Source organism: Argonema galeatum A003/A1, assembly GCF_023333595.1.
In the GTDB taxonomy this organism is placed as follows: Bacteria; Cyanobacteriota; Cyanobacteriia; order Cyanobacteriales; family Aerosakkonemataceae; genus Argonema; species Argonema galeatum.
Genome location: NZ_JAIQZM010000033.1, coordinates 39,384 through 63,384 on the forward strand (window position 1 = coordinate 39,384; position 24,001 = coordinate 63,384).

Sequence of the window (24,001 nt, forward strand, 5' to 3'; positions counted from 1 at the left end):
TATCCGCACAAGCAAATCTTAACAAACTGCTAACAGGCAATCGCCCCCAGGAAATCGCCCAAGCACAAGCACAATTAGTATCCGCACAAGCAAATTTGCGACAGACGGAACTCATCTTCAATCAGAATCAGCAGCTTTATAGGGCAGGTGCAATCTCTCGGCGCGAAGTAGACAGCTCCCGCACATCCTACGATACTGCCAAAGCACAAGTCGAACAGGCTCATCAGGCATTAAACCTACAGCAGTCAGGCACCCGTCCAGAAGAAATTGCACAGGCACGCGCTGAGGTCGAACAGGCAAAACAGGCGCTAAACTTACAGCAGTCAGGTAGCCGTCCAGAAGAGATTTTACAGGCACGCGCTGAGGTCGAACAGGCAAAACAGGCGCTAAACTTACAGAAGTCAGGCACCCGTCCAGAAGAGATTTTACAGGCACGCGCTCAGGTCGAACAGGCAAAACAGGTATTGGAATTACAGCGCTTAGGTGCGCGTCCCGAAGAAATTGAACAGGCACGCGCTCAAGTGATGACTGCTGAGGGGGCAATGCAGACTGTCCAGGCGCAGCTTAACGATACCGTGATTCGCGCTCCTTTTAACGGCATTGTGACGCGGAAATTTGCCGATCCCGGTTCCTTCGTCACGCCGACTACCTCTGGTAGTTCGGTTTCCTCAGCTACTTCATCTTCTATTCTGGCACTAGCCTCGACTAACCAAATTGTTGCCAAAGTTGCTGAAACGAGTATCCCAAAAATCAAAGTCGGACTGAGCGTTACGATCGAAGCTGATGCCTATCCAGGTCAGTCTTTTCAGGGAAAGGTAGTGCAAGTTGCAACGCAGTCCACCGTAGAGCAGAACGTGACCAACTTTGAGGTCAAGATGTCCTTGGACGATCCCAAAAACGTCTTGCAGGTGGGCATGAACGTGAACGTGACGTTTAACGTTGGCACCCTGGAAAATGCACTGGTAGTTCCAACTATAGCGATCGTGCGGCAGGAACAGGGAACGGGCGTGTATTTGGTAGGCGAAGAAGAGAAAGAGAATCGCCGACCCAAATTTCAACCAATTACGACGGGCATAACGGTGGCGGGAAAGACGGTCGTTGTTTCCGGGGTAGAAGAAGGGGACAAAGTTATGATTAGTTTTCCCAAGGGAGAACGCCCAGCTTCTAGAACGCCCTCGTTAATCCCGGGGATGGAACCGCAAAGGCCGGGTGGCGGCGGAAGCGGTGGCGGCGGCGGAAGAAGAGGAGGGGGATGATGAAAACACAGGAACAGCGGAGCAGAGGGGCCCAGGGGCAGAGGAAGATCGAGAAATCGACTCAAATTCGTCCCAGGAAGGTTTCCCTGCTGGAAGTGGTGACAATGGCGGTGGAAGCGCTATGGAGCAATCGCTTACGCACGAGTTTGACAATGCTGGGGGTGATCATCGGTATTGCTTCGGTGATTGCGGTGACATCGGTTGGACAGGGAGTGCAAAAGGCAACAGAACAACAGATTCAGGCATTGGGAACGAATGTGATGCTGGTACTGACAGGGGCAGCGCGTACTGGCGGTATCAGTCAAGGATTTGGTTCGGCAAGTACGCTGACTTGGGAAGATGCCCAAGCGATCGCAAAACAAGTGCCTGCGGCGCAAGCGGTGACTGCTTACTTGCAGAGAAATGTACAGGTTGTATATGGCGATCGCAATATCTCTACCACTATCCTGGGAGTTGACCTGAAATATCCCGAAGTGAAGGAAATACAGCCCCAGTCAGGGCAGTTCTTCACCCAAGAAGATATGGATAATGCAGAACCTGTTGTTGTGCTGGGTAGCAAAGTCAAAAGCGATTTGTTTGCTTCGGGAGAGCCTGCGGTTGGTGCTAGTATTCGGATTCAGAGCGGACGCTACAGAGTGGTTGGAGTGATGGTGTCCAAAGGCTCGGTGGGAGGACTGGATCAGGACGATCGAATCTACATTCCCCTGACCAATATGTCCGCTCGAATTGTGGGTAATAACGCCCTTAATGGTACGGCAATCAGCGGATTTTGGTTGAAAGCACAAGACCAAATCCAACTGGAAGCAGCACAGTTTCAGGTGACGAACTTGTTGCGAATTCGCCACAATATTTATCCGCCCAAACCGGATGATTTTCGCATCAGCAATCAGATAGATATTATTAATACTTTCAGCAGTGTGGTGGGATTGTTCACGGTTTTGGTAAGTGCGATCGCAGGAATTTCTCTAGTTGTTGGAGGTATCGGTATTGCCAATATTATGCTGGTTTCTGTTGTGGAACGTACCCGCGAAATCGGTATCCGCAAAGCGCTTGGAGCTACCAACAGCGCTGTTTTGAGTCAATTTCTGGCTGAAGCGATTTTGGTGTCTCTGCTGGGAGGTGCGATTGGAGTTGCGATCGGTGTGGGTCTTGCTTTTACTGCCTCTAAGGCGTTTAGTTTTCCCTTTGTCGTCTCCCTCTGGTCGGTGTTTGCCGGAATTGGCCTCGCTTTGGGTGTGGGGCTGGTTGCAGGGGTTATTCCGGCTCGGAATGCGGCACAGCTCGATCCGATCGCAGCGTTACGGAGTGATTAGGCTTAAATAAACTGAACTCCCAGAAACCGGGTTTCTCGCAGAAGTTTGAGGGGAACATGACTTTTTTTCCCCTCGTTGGTTAAATTTTTACCGCAGATGAAGACAGATGAACGCAGATGAACGCAGATAAGAATAAGAACAGGCTCTTTCGGAGTTGCTATGCTTTTGTTTACTTAAGAACATTTTTATTTCTTTTCTCCTCTGCTCCTCTGCTCCTCTGCTCCTCTGCACAAGCGCTCAAATAGCATACTAAGTACGGAAGAGCCAAAAATTATGGCAACTACGATCTGGATGGAAGGTATTACTAAAAGCTATCGCCTGGGCGAAATGGAGGTGCCTGTACTTAAGGGAATTGACCTCAATATTGAAGAAGGCGAATATGTGGCGATTATGGGGATGTCGGGCTCTGGTAAGTCTACGCTGATGAATATTTTGGGTTGCCTAGATCGTCCGACGGGAGGATACTATTTTTTGGATGGTAGAAACTTGACTACTATGACAAATGATGAGTTAGCCTATATCCGCAATCAGCAGATTGGTTTTGTGTTTCAACAGTTCAATTTGCTGCCCCGCGCTACGGCATTGGAAAATGTGATGTTACCGATGGTATATGCTGGCATTTCTAAGCCGCAACGTCGTCGTAGAGCGGAGGAAGCGTTGACTCGCGTGGGTTTGGCGCAGCGGCTTTCTAACCGTCCTTCTCAGTTGTCTGGGGGACAGCAGCAACGAGTTGCGATCGCACGCGCCCTCGTCAATCGTCCTGCTCTTGTTCTAGCAGATGAACCGACAGGAGCGCTAGATACCCAAACTTCTGAGGAGGTGATGGAGTTACTTGGCGACCTAAATCGCCAAGGGATTACGATCGTTATTGTTACCCACGAACCCGATATTGCAGCCCAAACTCAGCGCACAATTCACGTCAAAGATGGTTTGGTAGTTGATTAGCAATGTCGCGTTAATTCTATGATTAACCGTTGCTGGTTGCTGTGACTCTGGAATCAGACAATTGAGCCAGTACCGCCTGTAAGGATGATGTAAACTTACGAGCGTTTTCGACTGTTACCGTTGATTCACCTCCAACATAAGTACGACTAGCCTGTTCATGGCTTCGCCCTACATTTATCATAAATAAAAGGCCAAATTCTCCGTCGTTTGGCGAATCGACATCTCCTGATTGAGCTTGAAGCTGAAAGCCAAGTTCCCAGGTTATAAAGGTATATGATTCGCTATTGGGGTCTTTTTGTAAATTGGCAATATGTTCTTCAAAATACGTCACAAGCCTGTATAAATCCTTGATAGCAATAAAGCTAGGAATAGACTTGATCGAAAATTCAAAAATGCGTGAATCTAGTTGAAAATCGACTATTAAATCAAAATATTCTTGACTAGAATCTAGATTTTTCAAATCGAATAAAACTAGATATCCGTCAGTTTCAAGAAGGCATTTATCTATCATTTTTTTTGCTAGGATCTTCTAGCTAATAAGATTGATAAAACGTTCTCCTACTTATAAATTTGGGTTGAAACCGTAGTTCAGCCCAAGTTTTTCCAGTTCTCTACGTTCCAACTGCCGGAAGCCAGTGACAATTCCTTCGTTACCGACAATCACTACATTGTATAATCTTCGCTTTCCTCCAGTTCGCTGGATGTACACCGTAGCTCCATCGCTCTGTACACTTCTACGGGAATAATTGTCAATGATATCATCTACTAAGTCGAATGGCTCTGGAAAACCGTGACGAGGGAGGCTTCCGCGTGCGTGTGTTGTAAGTATTCTACCTCCAGGAGTGGTAACAAAGCTACTGTATTCGTTGTTTTCCTCGTTTCCTCTTTCTCCATTGCTGCTCGTACTCATTTAAGGCTCTATCATTGAGTAGTCAGAACATGGTAATTCTTCCGAAGATGGAAGATATTGCAGCGGATTGTACTGTACCACGATTGCCCTCCGTTAGACTTCCTGAATTTATCTTAGCGAAGGCGCGATCGCTCCCTCAAAAAACCCCCCCTTTTTAAGGGGGGGTAGGGGAGATCTTACATCGTCAAGGATTGCGGATTCGTCTCAATTAACTTCGCCAAATCTTTCAAGAAAGCCGCCGCATGGGCACCGTAAATAATGCGATGATCGCAAGTAATATTTACCTGCATTTGCTGCTTGACTCCCAACATTCCATCTGCTGTTGCGACAACTTGCGGACGAGATGCGCCGATCGCAAGAATCGAACCTTGTCCGGGTGGTAAGATAGCATCAAATCGGTCTACGCCAAACATTCCCAAATTCGACAGGGTAAATGTCCCTGAATTATACTCCTGCGGTTGTAATTGCTTACTTCTGGCCCGATCGACCAAATCCTTCCAAGTGCGAGAAAGCGAGTAGATATCTACCTGGTCAGCATTTTGCAATACTGGAGTAATCAGTCCGCCGTCATCCATCGCCACGGCTACAGAAATATTAATCGCACCGCGATACTGAATTCCTTGTTCGGTATAACCTGCATTGAGTAGTGGATGTTTTTCCAATGTTACTGCGACTGCTTTGGCTAACAACGCCGTCATCGTGACGCCTTTGGACTTAATCTGCTTATACAGTTTGTCAAGATTATCTGTGGTGATTGTGTAGCCGACATGGTAAGTAGGTACTTGCAGACTCGCCACCATATTCCGCACTACCGCATTTTGCAGGGTAGTTAAAGGGACTACTTGACCGGGAACAATTGGGACGGGGGCGGGGGCTGGGGCGGGTTTGGCAGCTGGGGCGGGTGACGGTGCGGCAACGGGGGTCATTACTGGTGCTGCTGCGGGTGCTGTAGCCTTACCAGATGCGGCTTCCACATCCTCTGCTACAATGCGTCCGTGAGGGCCGCTGCCTTTGAGGCTATTCAAATCTACTTTTAATTCTTTTGCCAACTTTTTGGCGCGGGGAGAGGCGATTTGCCGTCCGTTGTCGCTATTAGCAGAACCTGCCGCTGCTGCAACTGGCTGGGCCGTCTCGGCTGGGGCTACTTTGGCTGGGGCAGTTGCCGCAGATGGGGCTTTTTTGCTGGCTGCTTGTTGCTTCGCCGTCTCGATTTCTGCTTCTGTTTCTGCTACTAAAGCAATGGCGGCACCAACGGGGGCTACTTCACCAGCTTGGATGACGATCGTAGCTAGATACCCCTCGTAGAAGGTTTCTACATCCATATCTGCCTTGTCGGACTCGACCACCACCACCGTTTCGCCTTTTTCAACCTTGTCCCCTGGTGATTTAACCCAGGAAACAATTTTGCCTTCGGTCATTGTAGAACTGAGTGCGGGCATGAAAACTTCGTGGATCATGGCGTGATGTTCCGAATCGACAATTTCTTACAATAACAGATTTGGGCATTAGTCATTAGTCATTAGTCATTAGTCATTGGTCATTAGTCATTGGTCATTAGTCATTGGTCATGACTCATGACTAATGACTAATGACTCCTGACTTCTTTGGCTAAATATCGCCGCGAATTTCTTCTACGATCCCATCGCGCAGCAGTATTTCTACTTGCATTTTCTCAACTAAGTTGTCTCCAGGCTCAATTCGGAAAATGCTTTCAATTTGGCCTTGACTGACTTCTTGGTTGAGTTCGAGGATTTGCACTTGTTGCAGTTGTTGCAGGGCTTGATTTTTCTGTTCTAGCAGTTCGCTTTTCCTTTGATTCACCTGCATTTGAATGTTTTCAATTTGTTGCATTACCTGCGGGCCGGGGGGTTGCAGGCTTTGTTTTTGAATTTCAGTTATTGCCCGCTGTCCTTGAATTTCTAGCTGTTGCAATTGCTGATCTGTTTGATTGAGTTGGGTTTGCAGTTGTTGCTGCGCCTCGTCTTTCCAGCGGGGCGTAACGATCGCTTTGACTGTAACCGGGCGCTTTAGCAAAAGGTGGTTTGTAGAGACATCCATAACCATTTAACTTTGAATCTCGTTCTAGGGGGGGTTTCTGTGAGTGCTGAGTGCTGAGTGCTGAGTGCTGAGTAATTTTTTTTCTCACCACTCGGTCAGGACTTACGCAAAAAACAAGGTTTTGCCCCCCCGACCCCCCAAAGAAAGGGGGGAGAAGAGTCCTGTTCCCCCCTTTCTTTGGGGGGCTAGGGGGGCGAAAAGCGTAAGTCCTATCAGTACTGAATGGACTGACTGTTTTTAGTACATCCCGTCGATCATATCGCGATAGCGTTCCATTACGACGGGTCGCTTGATTTTCAGGGTTTGAGTCATCATGCCATTATCAATAGAAAATGGCTCTAGAATCAACTTGAAAGGGCCGATGCGATCGTCGGGGCGGTAACCGGGACGGTTTTGGACTTCGCGAGTTAGTTCTTGCCGGAATAAGTCCTGAATAATTTTACTATCCAGGTTAATTTCTTGGGTGGACGAGGGATCGATCGATATGGTTTCCTCCGGTAGGGACAGTCGCAGGTTTTGGGATGATGCCCATGTCTTGAGGGCTTCTGTGTTGGGAACAATCAAGGCACCGATCGATCGCGCATCTTGCCCTACTAGCATAATCTGATCGATATAAGGACTACGCAAGCAGGCATCTTCTAGAGGCTGCGGTTCGATATTTTCCCCATTGGTCAATACGATCGTATCCTTAGCGCGTCCGGTCAGCACCAAATCGTTCCCCGCCGTCAACCAACCCAAATCGCCGGTATCAAACCAACCTTCAGGATCGATCGCCTTAGCGGTTGCCGTAGGATTTTGATAATATCCTCGCATTACTTGTGGCCCTCGCACCAGCACTAAGCCGCGCTGACCCACAGGCAGGGTTTCGCGGGTTTCTGGGTCAACAATCTTGCATTCCGTACCCGGAATTGCCTGTCCCGCCGAACCGCGCAGGTTATGCCAAGGGCGACGGGCGTGGGTAACGGGGGATGTTTCAGTTAAACCAAAGCCCACCAGCACTTCTATGCCGACAATTTCAAAAAAATTGTCTAAGTGCATTGCCAGAGAACCGCCACCGCTGAGGACGTACTTCAGTTTTCCTCCTGTAGCTTCGCGCACTTGTCGATAAACCAGCCGTTCTGCTAGTGCGTGGAGGGGAGTAAGGGCAAGGGTTTGCATCGCCGCTGCTAGCTTTTGGGATGGGGTTGGAGGGTAGGGTTGTAAGGTTAAACCCCTGACAATTCGCCGCGCCTCGATATACTTTTGGCTGATACCCAGCAGGGTGTTAATCAATCGTTGTTTGTTGGTGGGTTGTTCGCGGAACTGCTTTTGCACCCCTTCATAAATTGATTCCCAAAGTCGCGGTACTCCCACCATGTAACGGGGTTTGTATTGCTTGAGGTCTGATTTGACGTGGCGCAGGGTGGTGTAAATCTGCGTGCAACCTTGAGATATAAGGAAGTATTCAGCAGCGCGTTCGTAAGCGTGCCACGTGGGGAGTATGCTTAGCACAGTATCGCCAACTTGCGGTTGAATGACTGAACCCAAGGTTGTGACTTGGTGTAGCAGGTTACCGTGAGATAGCATTACGCCTTTCGGTTTGCCGGTAGTTCCAGATGTGTAGAGTAGAGTTGCGAGTGTATCTAGGTTTTGGCTGACTGGTTTTAATTTTTGGGAAACACCAGCTGCCATTAGCTGAGAGAAATTGAGTACTTTCAGGTTTGAGGGGGTTTCTGGTTGTTCGTCAGATAGCAAGACGGCAAATTGGATGGGGAGGTCGTAAATGCGATCGCGTATTTTCTTCAGCGTTTTGTTATCTTCTACTACCAAAACCGTACTGCCGCTATTCTCCAAAATATACAGCAATTCTTCTCGCTCTGCCGAAGCGCTGCGAACCACATCAGCTGCCCCTGCCATCATAATGCCCTGATCTGCGATCGTCCACCGAGGACTGTTGTCGGCAATTAACGCGACGCGAGGCGGTTCTGCCGCCGGTTCGAGTCCCAACGCCTGTAACCCAGCCGCAAACTGCTGAATTTGTTGGTACACTTGCGCGTATGTGAGGATTACTTCTGGCTTGGCGTGGGGGTCGTGGAGGGCGACAACTTTTTCAAATCGTTGCACTGCTAGAGGCCAGATTTCCGGTAAAGACTGCACTGAGGAGTAATCTGCCATTCGTTTCAAGTTGGCACGTTCTCGTTCAGTCATTTTCAAGGAATAGAGGGAAGCAGGGTGTTCTTTCAACATAGTCTCACATTTGAATGTCAATTTATCTTGTTTACACACTATCTCTACAATGGCGCAGTTGGAATATCTGGGGGACAGAAGTGATTTTGGCTGTCTTGTTCGGGATGAGGATGTTTTTTAATGCGATCGCTATATCTAGAATTCGCAGAATCTGGCTACCATAATATAGGGTGCGAGGAGGTATGCTGGCAGCAGATGACTGATGCGACAAGTTCAATTATTACAGTTTGGGGATATCACGGCACAAGTGCAGAGGCGGCTGAGCTAATTCTGCGGGAAGGTTTTAGTATAAAGCCTAGTAGATATCATTGGTTAGGAGACGGCGTTTACTTCTTCCAAGACGCGCCTTTACGCGCCTGGGAATGGGCCTTTCGGCGTTACTCAGACCCGGCAGTGATACGTTCCTTAATCCACTTAGATGAAGACTGCATGGATTTAGTTGATATTAAGTGGTTTTCCTTAATTGATGAAATGTATCGGTTGTATTTAGCTCGATACGAACGAACACAGCAGCCTTTACCTGTACAAAATCTTGAGAGAAAGGCTCATGGTTTAGACTGTGATTTCTTCAATTTTATGGTCAGATTAGTTTTCCAGAGAAGGGGAATAAGAATTCCTGCTATTCGGGGCGTATTTATGGAAGGCGATCGAATTTTTGCTAATTCGGCCATTTTTAACCGCGCCCATATTCAGATAGCAGTTCTCGATAACTCTATTATTCAGGAGTCTAGTTTGATACAAACACCAGGAGGAATACGATAATGCTCGATCCTAAAGAAATTGGCGATTTTCTTCGTAAGTATTTTACAGAAATCTCCGATGAGCAGTTTCTTGAAGATTACAAAAAGTTCTGTCCAGAAATCACCGATCCTGATGCCTATCAAGGTATAGATCCATTGCCACAAGAATCAGAAAAAGTAAGAGAACAAGCCATTAACGAAACAAAAAATGCTTTGAAAAAGCTGATTGCTACATATCAAAATCAATTACCTAACAATTTGGTTTTCAGAATTGAAGATAATACAGTTCAAGCAGTTGTTACATTTCTTCGATCGGAAGAATTAGAGACTTTACAAAAAGAAGATTTATCGCTAGTTTACCGCCAAAAGCAGGCTTCTTAAGTAATATCATGTCCGGTTAATCACTTATAATATAGTGTTTCCATTTGAAATGTAAACAATGGTAGGTTGGGTTAGACGCGGTAATTAACTTAATAATGCTCACAGATACGTCTTTGACCGCGTCGTAACCCAACATTCACTATTAAATATGTGTTCACGACTCATTTGAAAACGCTATATCTGTAGTAGGGCCCTTGGAACGAAACCCAACCCGAACTTAAAGCTAAAGTTGGGTTTCATACCAAATCCGGGTTGGTTACCCATGAGAATTTTTGGCCTAAACATTGTAGAGACGTTTCATGAAACGTCTCTACAGCCTATAGACATAAAGGGGGTAATCGTTGCGGATTTGGTATCACTCTGTTCAACCCAACCTACGGCTAGCCCCTAGCCCCTAGCCCCTAGCTATAAATCATTATTGCTACGTAGTTGCGCTAAAGCGCTAAAGCGCAACTACGTACCAAATACAGAAACTTTACGTTTCATCACATAGCTTGGTTTTTTTTTGCCGACCTACTTAATCAACTTCTATTGTCTAGTCGCCACTTAGCCCGAACGAAGCGAATTTCCCCATAGCTGAACTTTTCTTTTAGATGTTCGTAAATTGGTTTTAGCGCATCAGCACTACCAATTTCTTGTATAGCTTGCAAGATGATTTTTTGACGTTCTGGCAAAACTAGCCTGTCCAAATCTACTATTTTCCCCATTTCCATTAGTTCAGCCAGATGACCCATGATAGTGGTGGTTTTAAGATTGCGTTTTTGGGCAATTTCTTCCACATTCAGACCTTGCTCAAATAGATCTAAGCTCATCAATTGAGTGTACTGGGGCGAAGCTATTTCGTCAGAATTTTTGATTGTTTTTTTGGAATTACCAGTATTTGTTGATAGTCCTTGTTCTTGTCGGTAAGCTTGGATTTCAGCAACAAATCGAGAACCGTATTTATCTACCTTTTGATCGGAAACACCGGAAAGTTGTGCAAATTCTATTAAGGTTTGGGGTTGCACTTGAGCCATTACTTTCAGCGTGGAATCTTGAAAGACAACATAAGGAGGAACAGATTGTTCGTCAGCGATTTTTTTGCGGAGTTGGCGGAGGCTATCGAACAGCATTTCCATCCCCGCTCTTTTGAGATTTTTCTCTTCCTGACTGGGGATATTTTTAACAGGAACTACAATATGAACAGGACGCTGACGCCGCATTACTTCCCAACTGAGGGGATTGAGTTTCAGTACAGCATATCCATCTGTGGTTTGATCTAATAAACTTTGGTGTAAGAGCGATCGGGCCAAGATCTTCCATTCATCCGCAGTTTTATCTTTGCCAATTCCATAAGTAGAAAGCTCATCATGTTTATTCTGCAAAATCTTCTGATTTCGAGAACCGCGCAGCACATCAATGATATAAATCATCCCAAATCTTTCATTACTACGAGCTACGCAAGAAAGAAACTTCATCGCCTCAGTTGTCCAGTCTTCCAGTGGTTGGGGTTGACGACAGTTATCGCAATTACCACAATTACCCGGAAAAAACTCTCCGAAATAACTTAACTGCATTGTGCGACGACAGTCTGTACCTTGAGCATAGTCAATCATGCGACGCAACTGTTGACGCGCAATCTTTTGTTCTTTTTCGTCTGTTTTTTGGTCAATCCCCCACTCGATTTTCTTGATGTCACCATAACTGAAGAAGATCGTACAACGAGCTGGTTCTCCATCTCGTCCGGCGCGTCCTGCTTCTTGGTAATAACCTTCTAAATTGCGGGATAAGTCGTAGTGAACTACTAACCGCACATCTGGTTTATTGATACCCATACCAAAAGCAACTGTCGCTACCATAACTTGTACGTCATCGCGAATGAAACGAGTTTGATTGCTGGTGCGTTCTTCGTCACTCAATCCGGCGTGGTAAGGTAAAGCTTTAATGTCATCTTTTTGTAGCTTAAAGGCGAGTTCGTCAACTGAGCGACGACTGAGGCAATATATAATTACTGCACCTTTGATCTTGCGAATTTGCGATAATAATTCTGTGTAGGTACTTTTCTGTTTGGGACGAACTTCGTAATAAAGATTTTGGCGATTGAAACTGGCAATGTGGACGCTGGGTTGTCGCAGTGTCAGCTGTTGGATGATGTCTTGACGGACGCGATCGGTGGCGGTGGCAGTTAGCGCCATAATGGGAACATCGGGATAGCGTTGGCGCAATAGCTGCAACTGGCGGTATTCTGGACGAAAGTCGTGTCCCCACTCAGAGACGCAATGGGCTTCGTCGATCGCAAAACCAGCAATCCCGATTTGGTGCTTTACTAAGTCTATAAATGGCAGAAATCTCTCGCTGAGCAAGCGTTCTGGGGCAACATAGAGGAGTTTGGTGTGACCGTTGCGAATGGCTTCTTCGCGCGATCGCACCTGGTGACTGTTCAAGCTACTATTGAGAAACGTGGCCCCAATACCATTATTTTTTAGCGCGTCCACTTGGTCTTGCATTAGGGAAATCAGCGGCGAAACCACCACCGTCAAACCAGATTTTAGCAATGCTGGCAGTTGAAAACACAAAGATTTACCGCCGCCAGTAGGCATGACGATCAGCAAATCCCGGTTTTGCAGGGCTTCTTCTACTATCTGCCGCTGTCCTGGGCGGAAACTGTCGTAGCCAAAATAATGTTTGAGTGCTTTTTCCAGGGAGCGAAACTGAGACATGATGGAGTGGATTTTCAGATATTGTACCTGCACCTTCGCTTCATAATGGTACTTGGAAAGTCGTTCAGTAAAGAAACCTATGCCGAAAGCTGTTTGGAATGGTGCTACTTTAGCCGAAAGCGATAAGTGCCAAGTTGTGGAAGGGAACCAATACTTCCCGCCTGATGCAATTAATAAGGAGTATTTCAAGGAAAGCAATACTCACTCGACTTGCCCCTGGAAGGGCGTCGCCAGTTACTATAGTATCGAAGTTGATGGGCAACTGAACAAGGATGCTGCTTGGTACTATCCCCAGGCTAAGGACGCCGCTAAGAATATTGAGGGTTATGTGGCATTTTGGAAGGGTGTGAAGGTGGAGGTGTAGGAAACCTCACCCCCCTAGCCCCCTCTCCGTCCACGGAGAGGGGGGAGAAGAGAAGAACCTCACCCCCCCAACCCCCCTCTCCGATCTCGGAGAGGGGGGTGAAGAGAAGAATATGGAGGGGTGGGTGGGATGGGCGTCTCGCCCGTCCATCCCTGGTTATTTCAGGGCACGCTGGACGCCTTTACCCCTTATCCGATTACCATACAGGCGATGGTATATGTGGTATATATTTAGTTGTACGATCGTAAGCTATTACGCATCTAAATCGAATACTAAGACGGGCAGGATGCCCATCCCACAAGAAGCAAGAGAAAAATTGACGGTCATTTTAGATGCGTAGTAGCTTATCAGAAATATTGCTGTTTAAGATAGAGAAATTTATCTTAGCTTGACAACCTGAAAATCCCTTATACATTGAATTGGTTGGAACAAACCGAACAAAGTTCTAGTGATGCGTGAGCCAACCGTAAACACCAAAAACCACAGCCTTACCATGAAAACTAAACAAGGTAGGTAAATTATGGTTCAAGCCTTACCTAAAAGCAAGCTAGTAACCTTTGAGGAGTTTGCCCAATGGAAACCAGAAGAGGGACGGTATGAACTGCATGATGGGGTAATTATTGAGATGTCACAGCCACTGGGAGGACATGAAGAAGTTAAAGGTTTTTTAACTACGGAGTTAGCCTTTGAATATAGAAGATTAAATCTGCCTTACTTTATACCTAATCAAGCATTGGTCAAACCACCTGATAGCGAATCAGGTTATTTACCAGACGTTCTATTACTGAACCGTCCCAATTTGGTCAACGAACCTTTGTGGAAGAAAGAATCTACAGTTACTCAGGGTGCATCAGTCCCCTTGGTGATTGAAGTTGTCAGCACCAATTGGCGTGTTGATTATTTGACTAAGGTTAAAGACTATGAGGAAATCGGTATTCCTGAATATTGGATTGTTGATTACTTGGCTTTGGGCGGTAGACGATTTATCGGTAGTCCCAAACAACCAACTATTTTTATTCACGAACTGATAGATGGAGAATACCAAGTTAGTCAGTTCAGAGGTGACGACCAGATAGTATCGCCAACTTTCCCAGAGTTAACCCTAACTGCTAACCTGATTTTTCAAGCGGGTGTCTAGATAATTATTAGTAGTTGAACCATGATTGCTATCTCTGCATCATATCCTTTTTTGACCTCTTTTTTTGCCTAACTCCCGTTAATTAATGGATGCGATCGACAATGCGATCGAAATCATTGGTAGGGACACGGCATGATTAACATTATTCATCTCGTGCAAAATCTTTCTTTTGCCGTGTCCCTACTGTTACTTATCCTTCTTATAAAACCACAGATAAACACAGATGAATTTAACTTTATCTGTGTTTATCTGTGGTAAAAAATCCGAAATTATAGCAGTTCCCGCTGTAATAGAGTACATTTTAAGTAGGGGCGTAGGGGCGGGTTTAGCAAATATCCTTTGTTTCCTACAGATCGCATTACAACAAAACCCGCCCCAAATGTCGCTATTAGCCTGGGATTTAAAGATGTTGTTGGTAAATTGATGAGATTTTAATTCTACACAAAGCCACTGACTTCGCTTGGGGCCCGCCAGCGATTCAAATCGCTGGCTAATAGCGAAAGTCCACTCAAGTGGACTGAATACTAATCTGACAGTCCACTTTAGTGGACTTTAGCTATTAGCCCTGCACTTGAGTGCAGGGCGGGTGTGGGCGAGACCACCAACTTTGCCAACAGCATCTTTAAATCCCAGGCGGGTCAGGGCGCAGGTGCAAGATATCAGTAAAACCAAAGATGCTGCCCAAGTTTTCACCAAACTGAATATTGGCTTTACTCCGTTCCCGCCAAAAGATTATGTAGGGGCGAAGCATTGCGGAATTAATCTTAATTCAAAACCTAAACGTTTATTCCGCAATGCTTCGCCCTCCCACTATACATAGTCTTCCACAACCGTTGGGAGTAATATCTACACTGTAGCAAGATTAAGGGTGTAGTTACTGTTACTAGATGAGCCGGTACTGACGACAACGAAGTAGGTATCTGCTCCTAAACTGCGGCTGAATGATGCGCTGCCACCAGAGAAAGCAGTTCTGTCGTCCACAAACTCATTAGAATCGATTTGCCCATTGCCGTTGGTATCTACATAGAGCGTTACACCAACATTAGCAGTCGTACCGTTTAAGGTCAGCCTGAAGTTGCTGGGACTACCCAAGACGAAGCGGTAAAAATCCTGGCGGTCAGTTCTACCCACAAACTCATTGAAAGTGCGGCTACCATTCAACAAACCACCATCTATCAAACCATCCCGCGTATTGTTAGCAGTCAGTCCAAGACTGTAGTTAGTGTTACGACCTTGGGAGTCTGGTTGGAGGCGAACGAAGTATGTCCCCGCGCCCAAAGTGCGGCTGATTGATGCAGTGCTACCAGAGAAAGCAGTTCTGTCGTCCACAAACTCGTTAGAATCGATTTGCCCATTGCCGTTGGTATCTTGATAGAGCGTTACACCAACATTAGCCGTCGTACTATCTAACGATAAAATAAAAGCGCTGGGAAGTTGCAAGCTGAAGCGGTAGTAATCATCGCGGTCATTAAATCCCACAAATTCATTAAAATTGCGCGTTCCAGTAAGAACATCTACATTAAATGCAGCACCTGGATTGTTACCCGGTTCTCCTTGTGGTGGTGGCGGAGTCGAACCTCCCGGAACAGCAGGACGTCCCTCCCGAAAACCATAGTTTACATAATGCTGAAACGCCTGTGCAAAATTTAAACCTGCTGCCCTCAAATCCGGGTTAGCATCCAGATAATAGCGGACATTGAAGTTTTCTGCCGAAACCCGTCCGTCATTAATACCAGCAGATCGGAAATGCTCAAATCGTTGCTCGTTATTATTTATACCCACTAGCGCCAAGTCGGGGTTGACAGCCGCATAGAAAGGCACATTCAAGCCATAGGAAAACCTGCGCCCATCGGCAATACCATAACTTTGCAGATGGTAAAAAGCTTGTAAATTGTTATTTACCCCGCCCGCCGCCAAGTCGGGATTGCCAGCGCGATAAAAGTCGAGATTGACAAACGGCGAGAAGGGACGCCCATCGTTAATACCAAATCTCAGAAAGTGATCCACCAGCTGAGTATCCGTAGTCAGTCCAGCTGTACGTAAGTCTGGGTTGGTCCCACGGTAGTAATTCACATCGAACAGGTTTACCGTCACTTATCATTCCCCGCCATTTATATAAGTTTTTTTTATATAACAGTTTAAGCGGGCAATGTCAATAGCTCTGCTCGCCTACCGATGTGTTCTCTATGCTGAGGAGGATTTAAATGCAGCCTTGAATTTAGAGCGACTTAGGCAATATTTGTTGTTTCGCCCCCCTACCCCCCCAAATCTGGGGGGAACAGGAGCTTAGCCCCCAAATTTGGGGGTAGGGGGGCTTACTCCCCCAGATTTGGGGGTAGGGGGGCTTACTCCCCCAAATTTGGGGGTAGGGGGGCTTACTCCCCCAGATTTGGGGGTAGGGGGGCTTGCTCCCCCAGATTTGGGGGTAGGGGGGCTTACTCCCCCAGATTTGGGGGTAGGGGGGCTTACTCCCCCAGATTTGGGGGTAGGGGGGCTGCACCCGAACGCCTAAAGGCGCGGCTACACGAACAAAGACCGCCTACGCGGTCTTAAATTCAAGCTGCGTAAGCAGGCTTTGTGGGTGTGTTACTTCAGCGATGGAGAGTGCCAACTATTTTTACTTATGTTCTGCTATGATAGATATCCGAGCGGATGTGGCGGAATTGGTAGACGCGCCAGATTTAGGTTCTGGTTCCGAAAGGAGTGAAGGTTCAAGTCCTTTCTTCCGCATGGCAGACAAAGTAAAATTGGGACGTATTCTCAGCTGTCGAGTGTCAAATTATTTGTCTGCGGGGTTGAGTTTTGAGATGGCGACGACGCTGCAACGGTTGAGGGAGAAGGAATCCGGTATCACCGGGGCGGTTTATGCTGTGGTGGGATTCATTCATAGCGATCGCTCCATCTGGTAGAGTTTGATTTGGAGAAGGCGATCGCTTCCTTAAAATGATGTTAGAGGATTGGAGGTTGGTGCCATGATTCAAGCTATATCCAAGTTAATTACTTTTGATGAGTTTCTGGAATGGAAAACAGAAAAGGGACGCTACGAACTACATGACGGAATTATTGTTGAAATGCAGACCACAGGAAAACATGAAGAGGTTGTTGAATTTTTGCAGACAGAGCTAACCTTAGAAACTCGCAGGCTGCAACTTCCTTATCGATTTCCTAGAAATGCCCTGGTTAAATCTCTGAGTCAAGAAACGGGTTATTTGCCTGATATTTTGGTAGTTAAACGTGATGCTTTAGTCTTAGAACCTTTGTGGGAAAAATCCTCAACAATTACTCAAGGCTCGTTCATTCCTCTAATCATTGAAGTTGTCAGCACAAATTGGCGCGATGATTACGGACACAAAATGATCGATTATGAAGCATTAGGCATTCCTGAATATTGGATTGTAGATTATTTAGGTTTGGGTGGTAATCGTTATATTGGTTCTCCGAAACAGCCGACTTTATCAGTTTATCATTTAGTAGATGGTGAGTATCAAATTAAGCTGTTTCGGGGAGATGAAAAGGTTGAGTCGTTGGTGTTTCCAGAATTGAATTTGACGGCAAAGCAAATTTTTAATGGTGGATAAGTATTCAGGCGATCGTACAACACCGCAGACACCACCCGTCTAGTCATTGGTAAGGGTGGATGCTTTTTGCGTTCTCAGCTGTTCGGCATTTAAACTGGGTATTTTGGAGGCTGAAGCCCTTGACTGGCTTAGATAGCCCCAGAAATTTAAATGTTTAACAGCTTAAACTAGCCTCAAATTGTCGATCGCATTTGAAAAACGATCGAAAGATTATTCGCTGGCATGGTATAGGTTTTGAGTAGGGAAAGATTTTGAGATTGGGCAACTGCTACTACCTCATCGAGATCCCGCACTCCCCACTCAGGATTTTGCGATCGCAGACTCTCATCAAAAGCTGCATTGCTGGCTGCGGTATGCACGCCACTCTGTTTAAAAGGGCCGTAGAGATACAGAATGCCACCTGGAGGAAGAATCCGCCTCGCGCCTGCCATCAATCCTAAACAAGCTGACCAAGGGGCAATGTGAATCATATTAATGTTGACGATCGCTACAATTTCGTCACGCTTGAAGTCTAGATTTGACAATGGTTTTGGGAGTTCATCCCGTTCGATGGCCCAGATGCGATCGCAGACATCAAGTGCGATCGGAGGATACAAGTTATCTGCCGGAAAATTCGATCGCCATGCTGCTATGCTAAGGAGCGCCAGCGGATTGGGGTCAGAGGGAATCCATTTGCGGGGATGGAGTCGGGGAGCAAAAAAGACCGCGTGTTCTCCTGTGCCGCTGGAGACTTCTAACACCGTGCCTGTTGGGGGAAGTACTTCTAAAAGTACCTCCAAAATAGGCGCTCGATTGCGTTGTGTTGCTGGGGCATATTGTCGGGCATCTACGGACTCACTCATCTGGGCGCTTCAATCGTCGAACTTCACTATTCTCGCTCAGCATAGTTCAAACATTGTAGGTTGGGTTGAGGTAACGAAACCCAACAGCACTTTTTGATGTTGGGTTTCGCTGTCGCACGGGCTAGGGCCTACAGCTTCACTATTCTCGCTCAGGATAGTGCTACAAAACTAGACGGACTGTGGATATGACCGTTTTGAGCAAAGCGCCGATCGATAATTTTTTGATAGACCTCTAGATAACCTTCCGTCATGCGTTCCATACTGAAGTTCTTCAGCACGTGGTCTCGACAAGCATGGCGATCGATCTTTGCTACTTTATCTATAGCAGCGACAGCTTCTTCAACGCTGTTACACAAGAAACCAGTCTTTCCGTCGGCAATCACTTCTGGTACCGAACCCAGCGGCATCGCAATCACTGGTGTACCAACTGCCATAGATTCTATCATGACTAACCCAAATGGTTCGCGCCAGGTAATTGGGAACAAAGTTGCTATTGCACCGCCCATCAAGGCGCACTTTTGCTCGTGGTTCGCTTCGCCCAAATATTCAATCTGTTTGCCATCAATATGTGGCTTAATTTCCCGATCGTAATATTCCACATCAACAGTATCTACTTTTCCAGCTATCTTCAAGTGCTGGCCCGATCGTTTAGCAATTTCTATTGCCAAATGCGTTCCTTTTTCTGGCGAAATTCGACCCAAAAAAGCAAGGTAAGGGGGTTGTTCCGGCTTGGCGCGAAACTCGTAAATGCTTGTGTTAATGCCGTTGTAAACCGTACCGACATAGTTTAAATTTAGCCTGGGCTCCTGCTGAGAATTGGAAATACTAACATAATTCTGGCGGCGAGCATGGACAAAAAGCTTCTCGTTATCGGTGGTGAAAATACCGTGCAGCGTGTGGACTGTGGGCGTTTTTACCAGACTTGCGTAAGGCAATGCAGCGCAACCTATATGGGAATGAATAATGTCAAATTCCTGGGCTTTTTCGTACACCTGACTGAGGTGCAGCATTTCGTAAATGCCCGGTTCTTTCACTGTAGGATCTAAACGCAAAGCTCGTGGGTGAACTGATTCTAAGTTGGCAAGAGTAAGAGAATCACCTGAAGCAAATAAAGTAACTTCATGTCCGCATCGTACTAATTCATCGCAAAGCAAGCCAACAACCAGTTCAATGCCTCCATAAGCTAGAGGTGGCACTCTTTCCCATAATGGGGCAACCTGAGCAATCCGCATTTTAATCTCCTTTACGATCGTAAAAATCTAGCTTTTGCTAAAAGGTTTGTGCAACTAACTGCGTTTTAGTCCAGGTAAGAAAACACAAATAACACTGGTTGTCGCAAATCTGTGACGCAAAATACATCTACCTCTCTAATCGGGATAGATGGCTTTAGCTATCTACCAGCTAGCAAAAATCAAACGAGCCAAACCATAATATTTATGGCTTTGATGAGTTAAATGTTGCTATGTACAAAATAATATAGTAATAATTACCTAAGCGGTCATCTGCCAAAGGATATAGCTAGTGCCTTCGTCGGAAGTCACGCATTCAAAAGTCAAAAATCCTTAATGCTTGAAAACGCCTAGAGGCATCTAGGTTTTGTTGAGCTATGTAAAGGTTGATTTTCTTCAAATCTTTTGGGTCTTTTAGAATTATGATGCTGATGTTCATAGTGAACATTTTTGTAGGGACACGGCATAATTAAAATCTTGGCTCGCCGACATTATGTTCAGATGCCTTGTCCCTACAGCATAATTGTCTCAAAAGAACCATTTCTGCTTCAATTTGTTTGGTATCTTCCTCAAGTTCTGCAAATACCTCTTCGCCATCGATCAAGTCACCTCGGTCAGCTTGTTCAATCCCGATCGCAATTTCCTTCTTCAGTAAATAAGTAAAATTGACCTATTGTGACGGTTGCATAAATTAATGGTGAATTTACGCTATTAAAGGCCATCTTTTATAAAAATTGGATGAAGTTTAAATTATATAGAGGTAGAAAAGATAAAATTGAAGTCATTTTAAAATTTTATTGGTTAAGCTGCCTTAGGAAAATGTTTAAAAATTTGCGTCAAAGCCTAAGTATCTTAGACTACAGAAAATTGATTCCCTATTTGCTATCTTATAAGTGATATTTAGGCAGGAACTGCTAAATACTGTTTGTGTCATATATCCAGAGCCAAAATTTATGCCTAAAAAAATGACTAGAACTACTAGAAAAATTGTAAAAGAGCGGCGAGACTATAACACTTGGGTTGCCAATGAAACTATCGAAGATTATTCTCTGCGCTACGCTCCTAAATCATTTCGCAAATGGTCAGAATTTTCGGTCGCTAACACGGCTCTGGGAGGCATTTCTTTTCTGGCATTGGAAGCAATTGGCGGTTCGCTAATCATTAATTATGGTTTTACAAATTCATTCTGGGCAATTATAGCTGTCAGTGCAATTATTTTTTTGACAGGCTTACCGATCGCTTACTACGCGGCCAAGTACAATATAGATATTGACCTATTAACCAGAGGTGCGGGGTTTGGCTATATCGGCTCGACTATTACCTCCTTAATTTATGCGTCATTCACATTTATTTTTTTTGCCCTAGAAGCCGCAATTATGGCTCAGGCGTTGCAACTCTATTTTAATTTGCCTTTGGCAATTGGCTATATACTTTGCTCTTTATTAATTATACCTTTAGTTTTTTATGGCGTGACGCTAATCAACAAGTTGCAGCTATGGACGCAACCCATCTGGCTAAGCTTAATGATTTTGCCGTATATTTTTGTTCTCCATAAAGAACCAAATGCGATTAACAATTGGCTGAACTTTGCGGGAAATTCGCCGAGTGGTGCTGGTTTTGACCCGTTGTTATTTGGCGCAGCCGCAACGGTATCGTTTTCTTTAATTGCTCAAATCGGGGAACAGGTGGACTACCTGCGATTTTTGCCCGATCGCAAAAAGGAGAACCGCTTCCGGTGGTGGTTAGCCGTGGTTTTAGCTGGGCCAGGTTGGATTATTTTAGGAGGTGCAAAGCAGTTAGGGGGAGCTTTTCTAGCTTCTTTGGCAATTAATCGCGGCGTGGAGTTGTCCCTTGCGAAGGAACCCATCTATATGTATATGGCGGGATTTGCGGATATGTTCTCCCGTCCTGACGTAGTTTTATCGGTTGCTACCTTGTTTGTAGTCATTTCCCAAATCAAAATAAACGTTACCAACGCCTATGCAGGATCTCTCGCTTGGTCAAACTTTTTCTCGCGACTGACTCACACTCATCCGGGAAGGGTGGTTTGGTTGGTATTCAATGTTGCGATCGCGTTACTCTTGATGGAATTGGGAGTATTTCACACCTTAGAAGCCATCTTGGGATTGTACTCTAATGTTGCGATCGCCTGGGTAGGCGCTGTAGTCGCCGATCTGGTTATCAATAAACCTTTAGGATTGAGTCCCTCCTATATCGAATTCAAACGAGCTTATCTGTACAACTTTAATCCCGTCGGATTTGGCTCAATGGTTGTCGCTTCAGCCGTAGCGATCGCCGCTTTTGTCGGCATTTTTGGCATTTACGCCCAAGCCTATTCCCCCTTCATCGCCTTGGTTTTGGCTTTTGTTCTCTCTCCTGCGATCGCCTTCATCACCAAAGGAAAATACTATATCGCCAGGAAAAACCTTCATACCCACAATTTGACTTCTGATTCCCTTTTAACTTGCTGTATTTGCGATCGCGATTATGCCCCAGCAGATACCGCTTACTGCCCGGTATATGATGGATCGATTTGTTCGTTATGTTGCAGTTTAGATGCTCAGTGTCACGATAGCTGTAAGACCTCCAACGAAAATTTTGCCAGTTTAAGAACAACCATATCATGGGTAATTTGGGGCGACAAAATTTCCCCTAAAAACGGTATCAGAGTTATTAAATTTATCGAAATATTTTCATTAATCTCTGGATTGTTTGCCTTGATTTTTACATTAGTCTACTATCTAGGAGTATGGCGATCGCCAGAAATATCACCCTTATTTCATTATCTATTTATCGAAGTATTTATAGCTTTATATGTTCCGTTAATATTATTAACCGGAATAGGCACTTGGTGGTTAGTTTTAAGCGAAGAAAGTCGCGAGTTAGCCGAAGATGAACTCGACAAACAAAATCAACTACTTCAACAAGAAATTGCCGAACGCCAACAAATCGAAGCAGCCTTGCAAAAACTTACACACGAGCTAGAAATTCGGGTAGAACAACGGACTGCAGAATTATCCGAAGCGCTGAGAAGTTTAAAACAAACTCAGACACAACTTGTTCAAACCGAAAAAATGTCTAGCCTGGGACAACTGGTAGCGGGAGTAGCTCACGAAATTAATAATCCCGTCAATTTTATACATGGCAATTTAGAATACGCCAATAGTTATGTTAAAGATTTACTGAAGCTGATTGAAATATGTCAAATAGAGATGCCAACATTAACGCCAAAAATACAGCAGCAAATAGAAGAAATGGAACTTGAATTTCTTCAAGAAGATTTACCTAAATTACTTTCCTCAATGCGCGTAGGAACCGAACGCATTCAAGCAATTGTGCTGTCGTTGCGGAATTTCTCCCGATTAGATCAAGCAGAAGAAAAAGCTGTGGATATCCACGCCGGAATAGACAGTACCTTAATGATTTTAGGACATCGACTGAAAGCAAGGCCCGATCATCCAGCCATAGAAGTCATTAAGGAGTATGGCAACTTACCTTTAGTGGAGTGCTATGCCGGACAGATAAATCAGGTATTTATGAACATTTTAGTGAATGCTATTGATGCCTTAGAGGAAAAAAACTTTGGGCGCGACTTTGCCAATATTCAGGCTAACCCCAATCAAATTATCATTCGCACAATTGTTTTAGAGGGAGGTGAATATATCAAAATTTGTATTCGAGATAATGGCCCTGGGATCTCGTCAGAAGTGAAGCAGAAATTGTTTGACTACCAATTCACTACAAAACCTATAGGCAAAGGCACTGGTTTGGGATTATCCATTAGCTATCAGATTGTGGTAGAAAAACATGGGGGAACTTTAAGTTGTGCATCGGATTTAGGAAAAGGAACAGAGTTTGTCATCATCATTCCTATTTATCAATCCTCTAAAAGTTCTTCATCTAGTAATATCAAACAGATATGCTTACAGTCTTAAATTGTTTTTGGTTAAGGCTGCTTGTCAGCCCGCCTGCGATTCAAATCGCAGGCTCATAGCGAAAGTCCATTAAAATGGACTAAATACTAATCTGACAGGGGTACGTACCTAAGCTTTGGCGCTAAAGCTTAGGTACGTACCTAAGTGGACTGGTAAAGAAGATTAGTCCGTTTTAACGGACTTTCGCTATTAGCTGGGGGTTTGAACCCCCAGCGGGTGTGGACTCAGCATTCAGCACTTTGCTATATCGTTGGTTAAATTTTTACCGCAGATGAAAACAGATGAACGCAGATGAACGCAGATAAGAGTAATACCAAATCCGGGTTTGTTACCCCTTTAATTTTTGGCCTAAACATTGTAGAGACGTTTCATGAAACGTCTCTACAG

General features: G+C 45.3%; 19 protein-coding genes and 1 tRNA gene. 11 read left to right on the top strand and 9 right to left on the bottom strand.

Annotation, left to right across the window (positions count from 1 at the left end; translation table 11 throughout):
- From LAY41_RS25265 to LAY41_RS25275, 3 genes are all read left to right on the top strand, one after another.
- Positions 1-1,256 (top strand): efflux RND transporter periplasmic adaptor subunit (locus tag LAY41_RS25265; protein ID WP_249104158.1); only part of this gene is annotated, 1,256 nt, incomplete at its 5' end.
- Positions 1,253-2,569 (top strand): ABC transporter permease, encoded by a 1,317-nt coding sequence (locus tag LAY41_RS25270; RefSeq protein WP_249104161.1) that lies wholly within the window; start codon positions 1,253-1,255, stop codon positions 2,567-2,569. The genes LAY41_RS25265 and LAY41_RS25270, both read left to right, overlap by 4 nt.
- Positions 2,570-2,842: 273 nt before the next feature.
- On the top strand, positions 2,843-3,514 hold the full coding sequence (locus LAY41_RS25275) for an ABC transporter ATP-binding protein (protein ID WP_249104166.1): 672 nt from the start codon (positions 2,843-2,845) through the stop codon (positions 3,512-3,514).
- 22 nt (positions 3,515-3,536) lie between these two features.
- Here LAY41_RS25275 and LAY41_RS25280 read toward each other — a convergent pair whose 3' ends face one another.
- From LAY41_RS25280 to LAY41_RS25300, 5 genes are all read right to left on the bottom strand, one after another.
- On the bottom strand, positions 3,537-4,025 hold the full coding sequence (locus LAY41_RS25280) for a hypothetical protein (RefSeq protein ID WP_249104168.1): 489 nt from the start codon (positions 4,023-4,025) through the stop codon (positions 3,537-3,539).
- 51 nt (positions 4,026-4,076) lie between these two features.
- Positions 4,077-4,424, bottom strand: coding sequence for a hypothetical protein (locus LAY41_RS25285; protein ID WP_249104171.1), 348 nt, complete (start codon positions 4,422-4,424; stop codon positions 4,077-4,079).
- Positions 4,425-4,600: 176 nt separating this feature from the next.
- Positions 4,601-5,881 (bottom strand): dihydrolipoamide acetyltransferase family protein, encoded by a 1,281-nt coding sequence (locus LAY41_RS25290; RefSeq protein ID WP_249104175.1) that lies wholly within the window; start codon positions 5,879-5,881, stop codon positions 4,601-4,603.
- Positions 5,882-6,032: 151 nt separating this feature from the next.
- A complete protein-coding gene (locus LAY41_RS25295; RefSeq protein ID WP_249104178.1) occupies positions 6,033-6,482 on the bottom strand; it encodes a YlqD family protein in 450 nt (149 codons plus the stop codon).
- Between the two features lie 237 nt (positions 6,483-6,719).
- A complete protein-coding gene (locus LAY41_RS25300; protein WP_249104181.1) occupies positions 6,720-8,708 on the bottom strand; it encodes an AMP-dependent synthetase/ligase in 1,989 nt (662 codons plus the stop codon).
- A 120-nt stretch (positions 8,709-8,828) separates the two neighbouring features.
- On the opposite strand from LAY41_RS25300, the gene LAY41_RS25305 reads away from it, so the two are divergent.
- Together LAY41_RS25305 and LAY41_RS25310 are read left to right on the top strand one after the other, a co-directional pair.
- Positions 8,829-9,470: a poly(ADP-ribose) polymerase family protein gene (locus tag LAY41_RS25305; RefSeq protein ID WP_249104184.1), complete on the top strand. Its 642-nt coding sequence runs from the start codon at positions 8,829-8,831 to the stop codon at positions 9,468-9,470.
- On the top strand, positions 9,470-9,829 hold the full coding sequence (locus LAY41_RS25310) for a hypothetical protein (protein WP_249104185.1): 360 nt from the start codon (positions 9,470-9,472) through the stop codon (positions 9,827-9,829). The genes LAY41_RS25305 and LAY41_RS25310 overlap by 1 nt, the downstream gene beginning before the upstream one ends.
- Before the next feature lie 521 nt (positions 9,830-10,350).
- Here the strand turns inward: LAY41_RS25310 and recQ are convergent.
- Entirely contained in the window at positions 10,351-12,528 is a 2,178-nt protein-coding gene (gene recQ / locus LAY41_RS25315) for a DNA helicase RecQ (protein ID WP_249104188.1), read from the bottom strand.
- A gap of 79 nt (positions 12,529-12,607) precedes the next feature.
- On the opposite strand from recQ, the gene LAY41_RS25320 reads away from it, so the two are divergent.
- Together LAY41_RS25320 and LAY41_RS25325 are read left to right on the top strand one after the other, a co-directional pair.
- Positions 12,608-12,892 (top strand): DUF427 domain-containing protein, encoded by a 285-nt coding sequence (locus LAY41_RS25320; RefSeq protein WP_249104191.1) that lies wholly within the window; start codon positions 12,608-12,610, stop codon positions 12,890-12,892.
- 520 nt (positions 12,893-13,412) lie between these two features.
- Entirely contained in the window at positions 13,413-14,030 is a 618-nt protein-coding gene (locus LAY41_RS25325) for a Uma2 family endonuclease (protein WP_249104194.1), read from the top strand.
- An 846-nt stretch (positions 14,031-14,876) separates the two neighbouring features.
- Here the strand turns inward: LAY41_RS25325 and LAY41_RS25330 are convergent.
- On the bottom strand, positions 14,877-16,124 hold the full coding sequence (locus tag LAY41_RS25330; RefSeq protein WP_249104196.1) for a hypothetical protein: 1,248 nt from the start codon (positions 16,122-16,124) through the stop codon (positions 14,877-14,879).
- A gap of 554 nt (positions 16,125-16,678) precedes the next feature.
- Here LAY41_RS25330 and LAY41_RS25335 point away from each other — a divergent pair.
- The 3 genes from LAY41_RS25335 (at position 16,679) to LAY41_RS25345 (ending at position 17,608) form a co-directional block, all read left to right on the top strand.
- Positions 16,679-16,760: transfer RNA gene (locus tag LAY41_RS25335), tRNA-Leu, on the top strand.
- Complete coding sequence (locus tag LAY41_RS25340) at positions 16,760-16,939, top strand: hypothetical protein (protein WP_249104199.1); 180 nt, start codon at positions 16,760-16,762, stop codon at positions 16,937-16,939. The genes LAY41_RS25335 and LAY41_RS25340 overlap by 1 nt, the downstream gene beginning before the upstream one ends.
- A 63-nt stretch (positions 16,940-17,002) precedes the next feature.
- The gene (locus LAY41_RS25345) at positions 17,003-17,608 is read left to right on the top strand and encodes a Uma2 family endonuclease (RefSeq protein WP_249104202.1); all 606 of its coding nucleotides are present in this window, start codon (positions 17,003-17,005) and stop codon (positions 17,606-17,608) included.
- 173 nt (positions 17,609-17,781) lie between these two features.
- Here the strand turns inward: LAY41_RS25345 and LAY41_RS25350 are convergent, their stop codons facing one another.
- Entirely contained in the window at positions 17,782-18,450 is a 669-nt protein-coding gene (locus LAY41_RS25350) for a DUF938 domain-containing protein (protein WP_249104204.1), read from the bottom strand.
- Positions 18,451-18,599: 149 nt separating this feature from the next.
- Positions 18,600-19,682 carry a glycosyltransferase family 4 protein gene (locus tag LAY41_RS25355; RefSeq protein WP_249104206.1) on the bottom strand — a complete coding sequence of 361 codons (1,083 nt, stop codon included), beginning with the start codon at positions 19,680-19,682 and terminating at the stop codon, positions 18,600-18,602.
- 962 nt (positions 19,683-20,644) lie between these two features.
- Here LAY41_RS25355 and LAY41_RS25360 point away from each other — a divergent pair.
- Positions 20,645-23,614 (top strand): ATP-binding protein, encoded by a 2,970-nt coding sequence (locus tag LAY41_RS25360; RefSeq protein ID WP_249104210.1) that lies wholly within the window; start codon positions 20,645-20,647, stop codon positions 23,612-23,614.
- Positions 23,615-24,001: the final 387 nt, after the last annotated feature.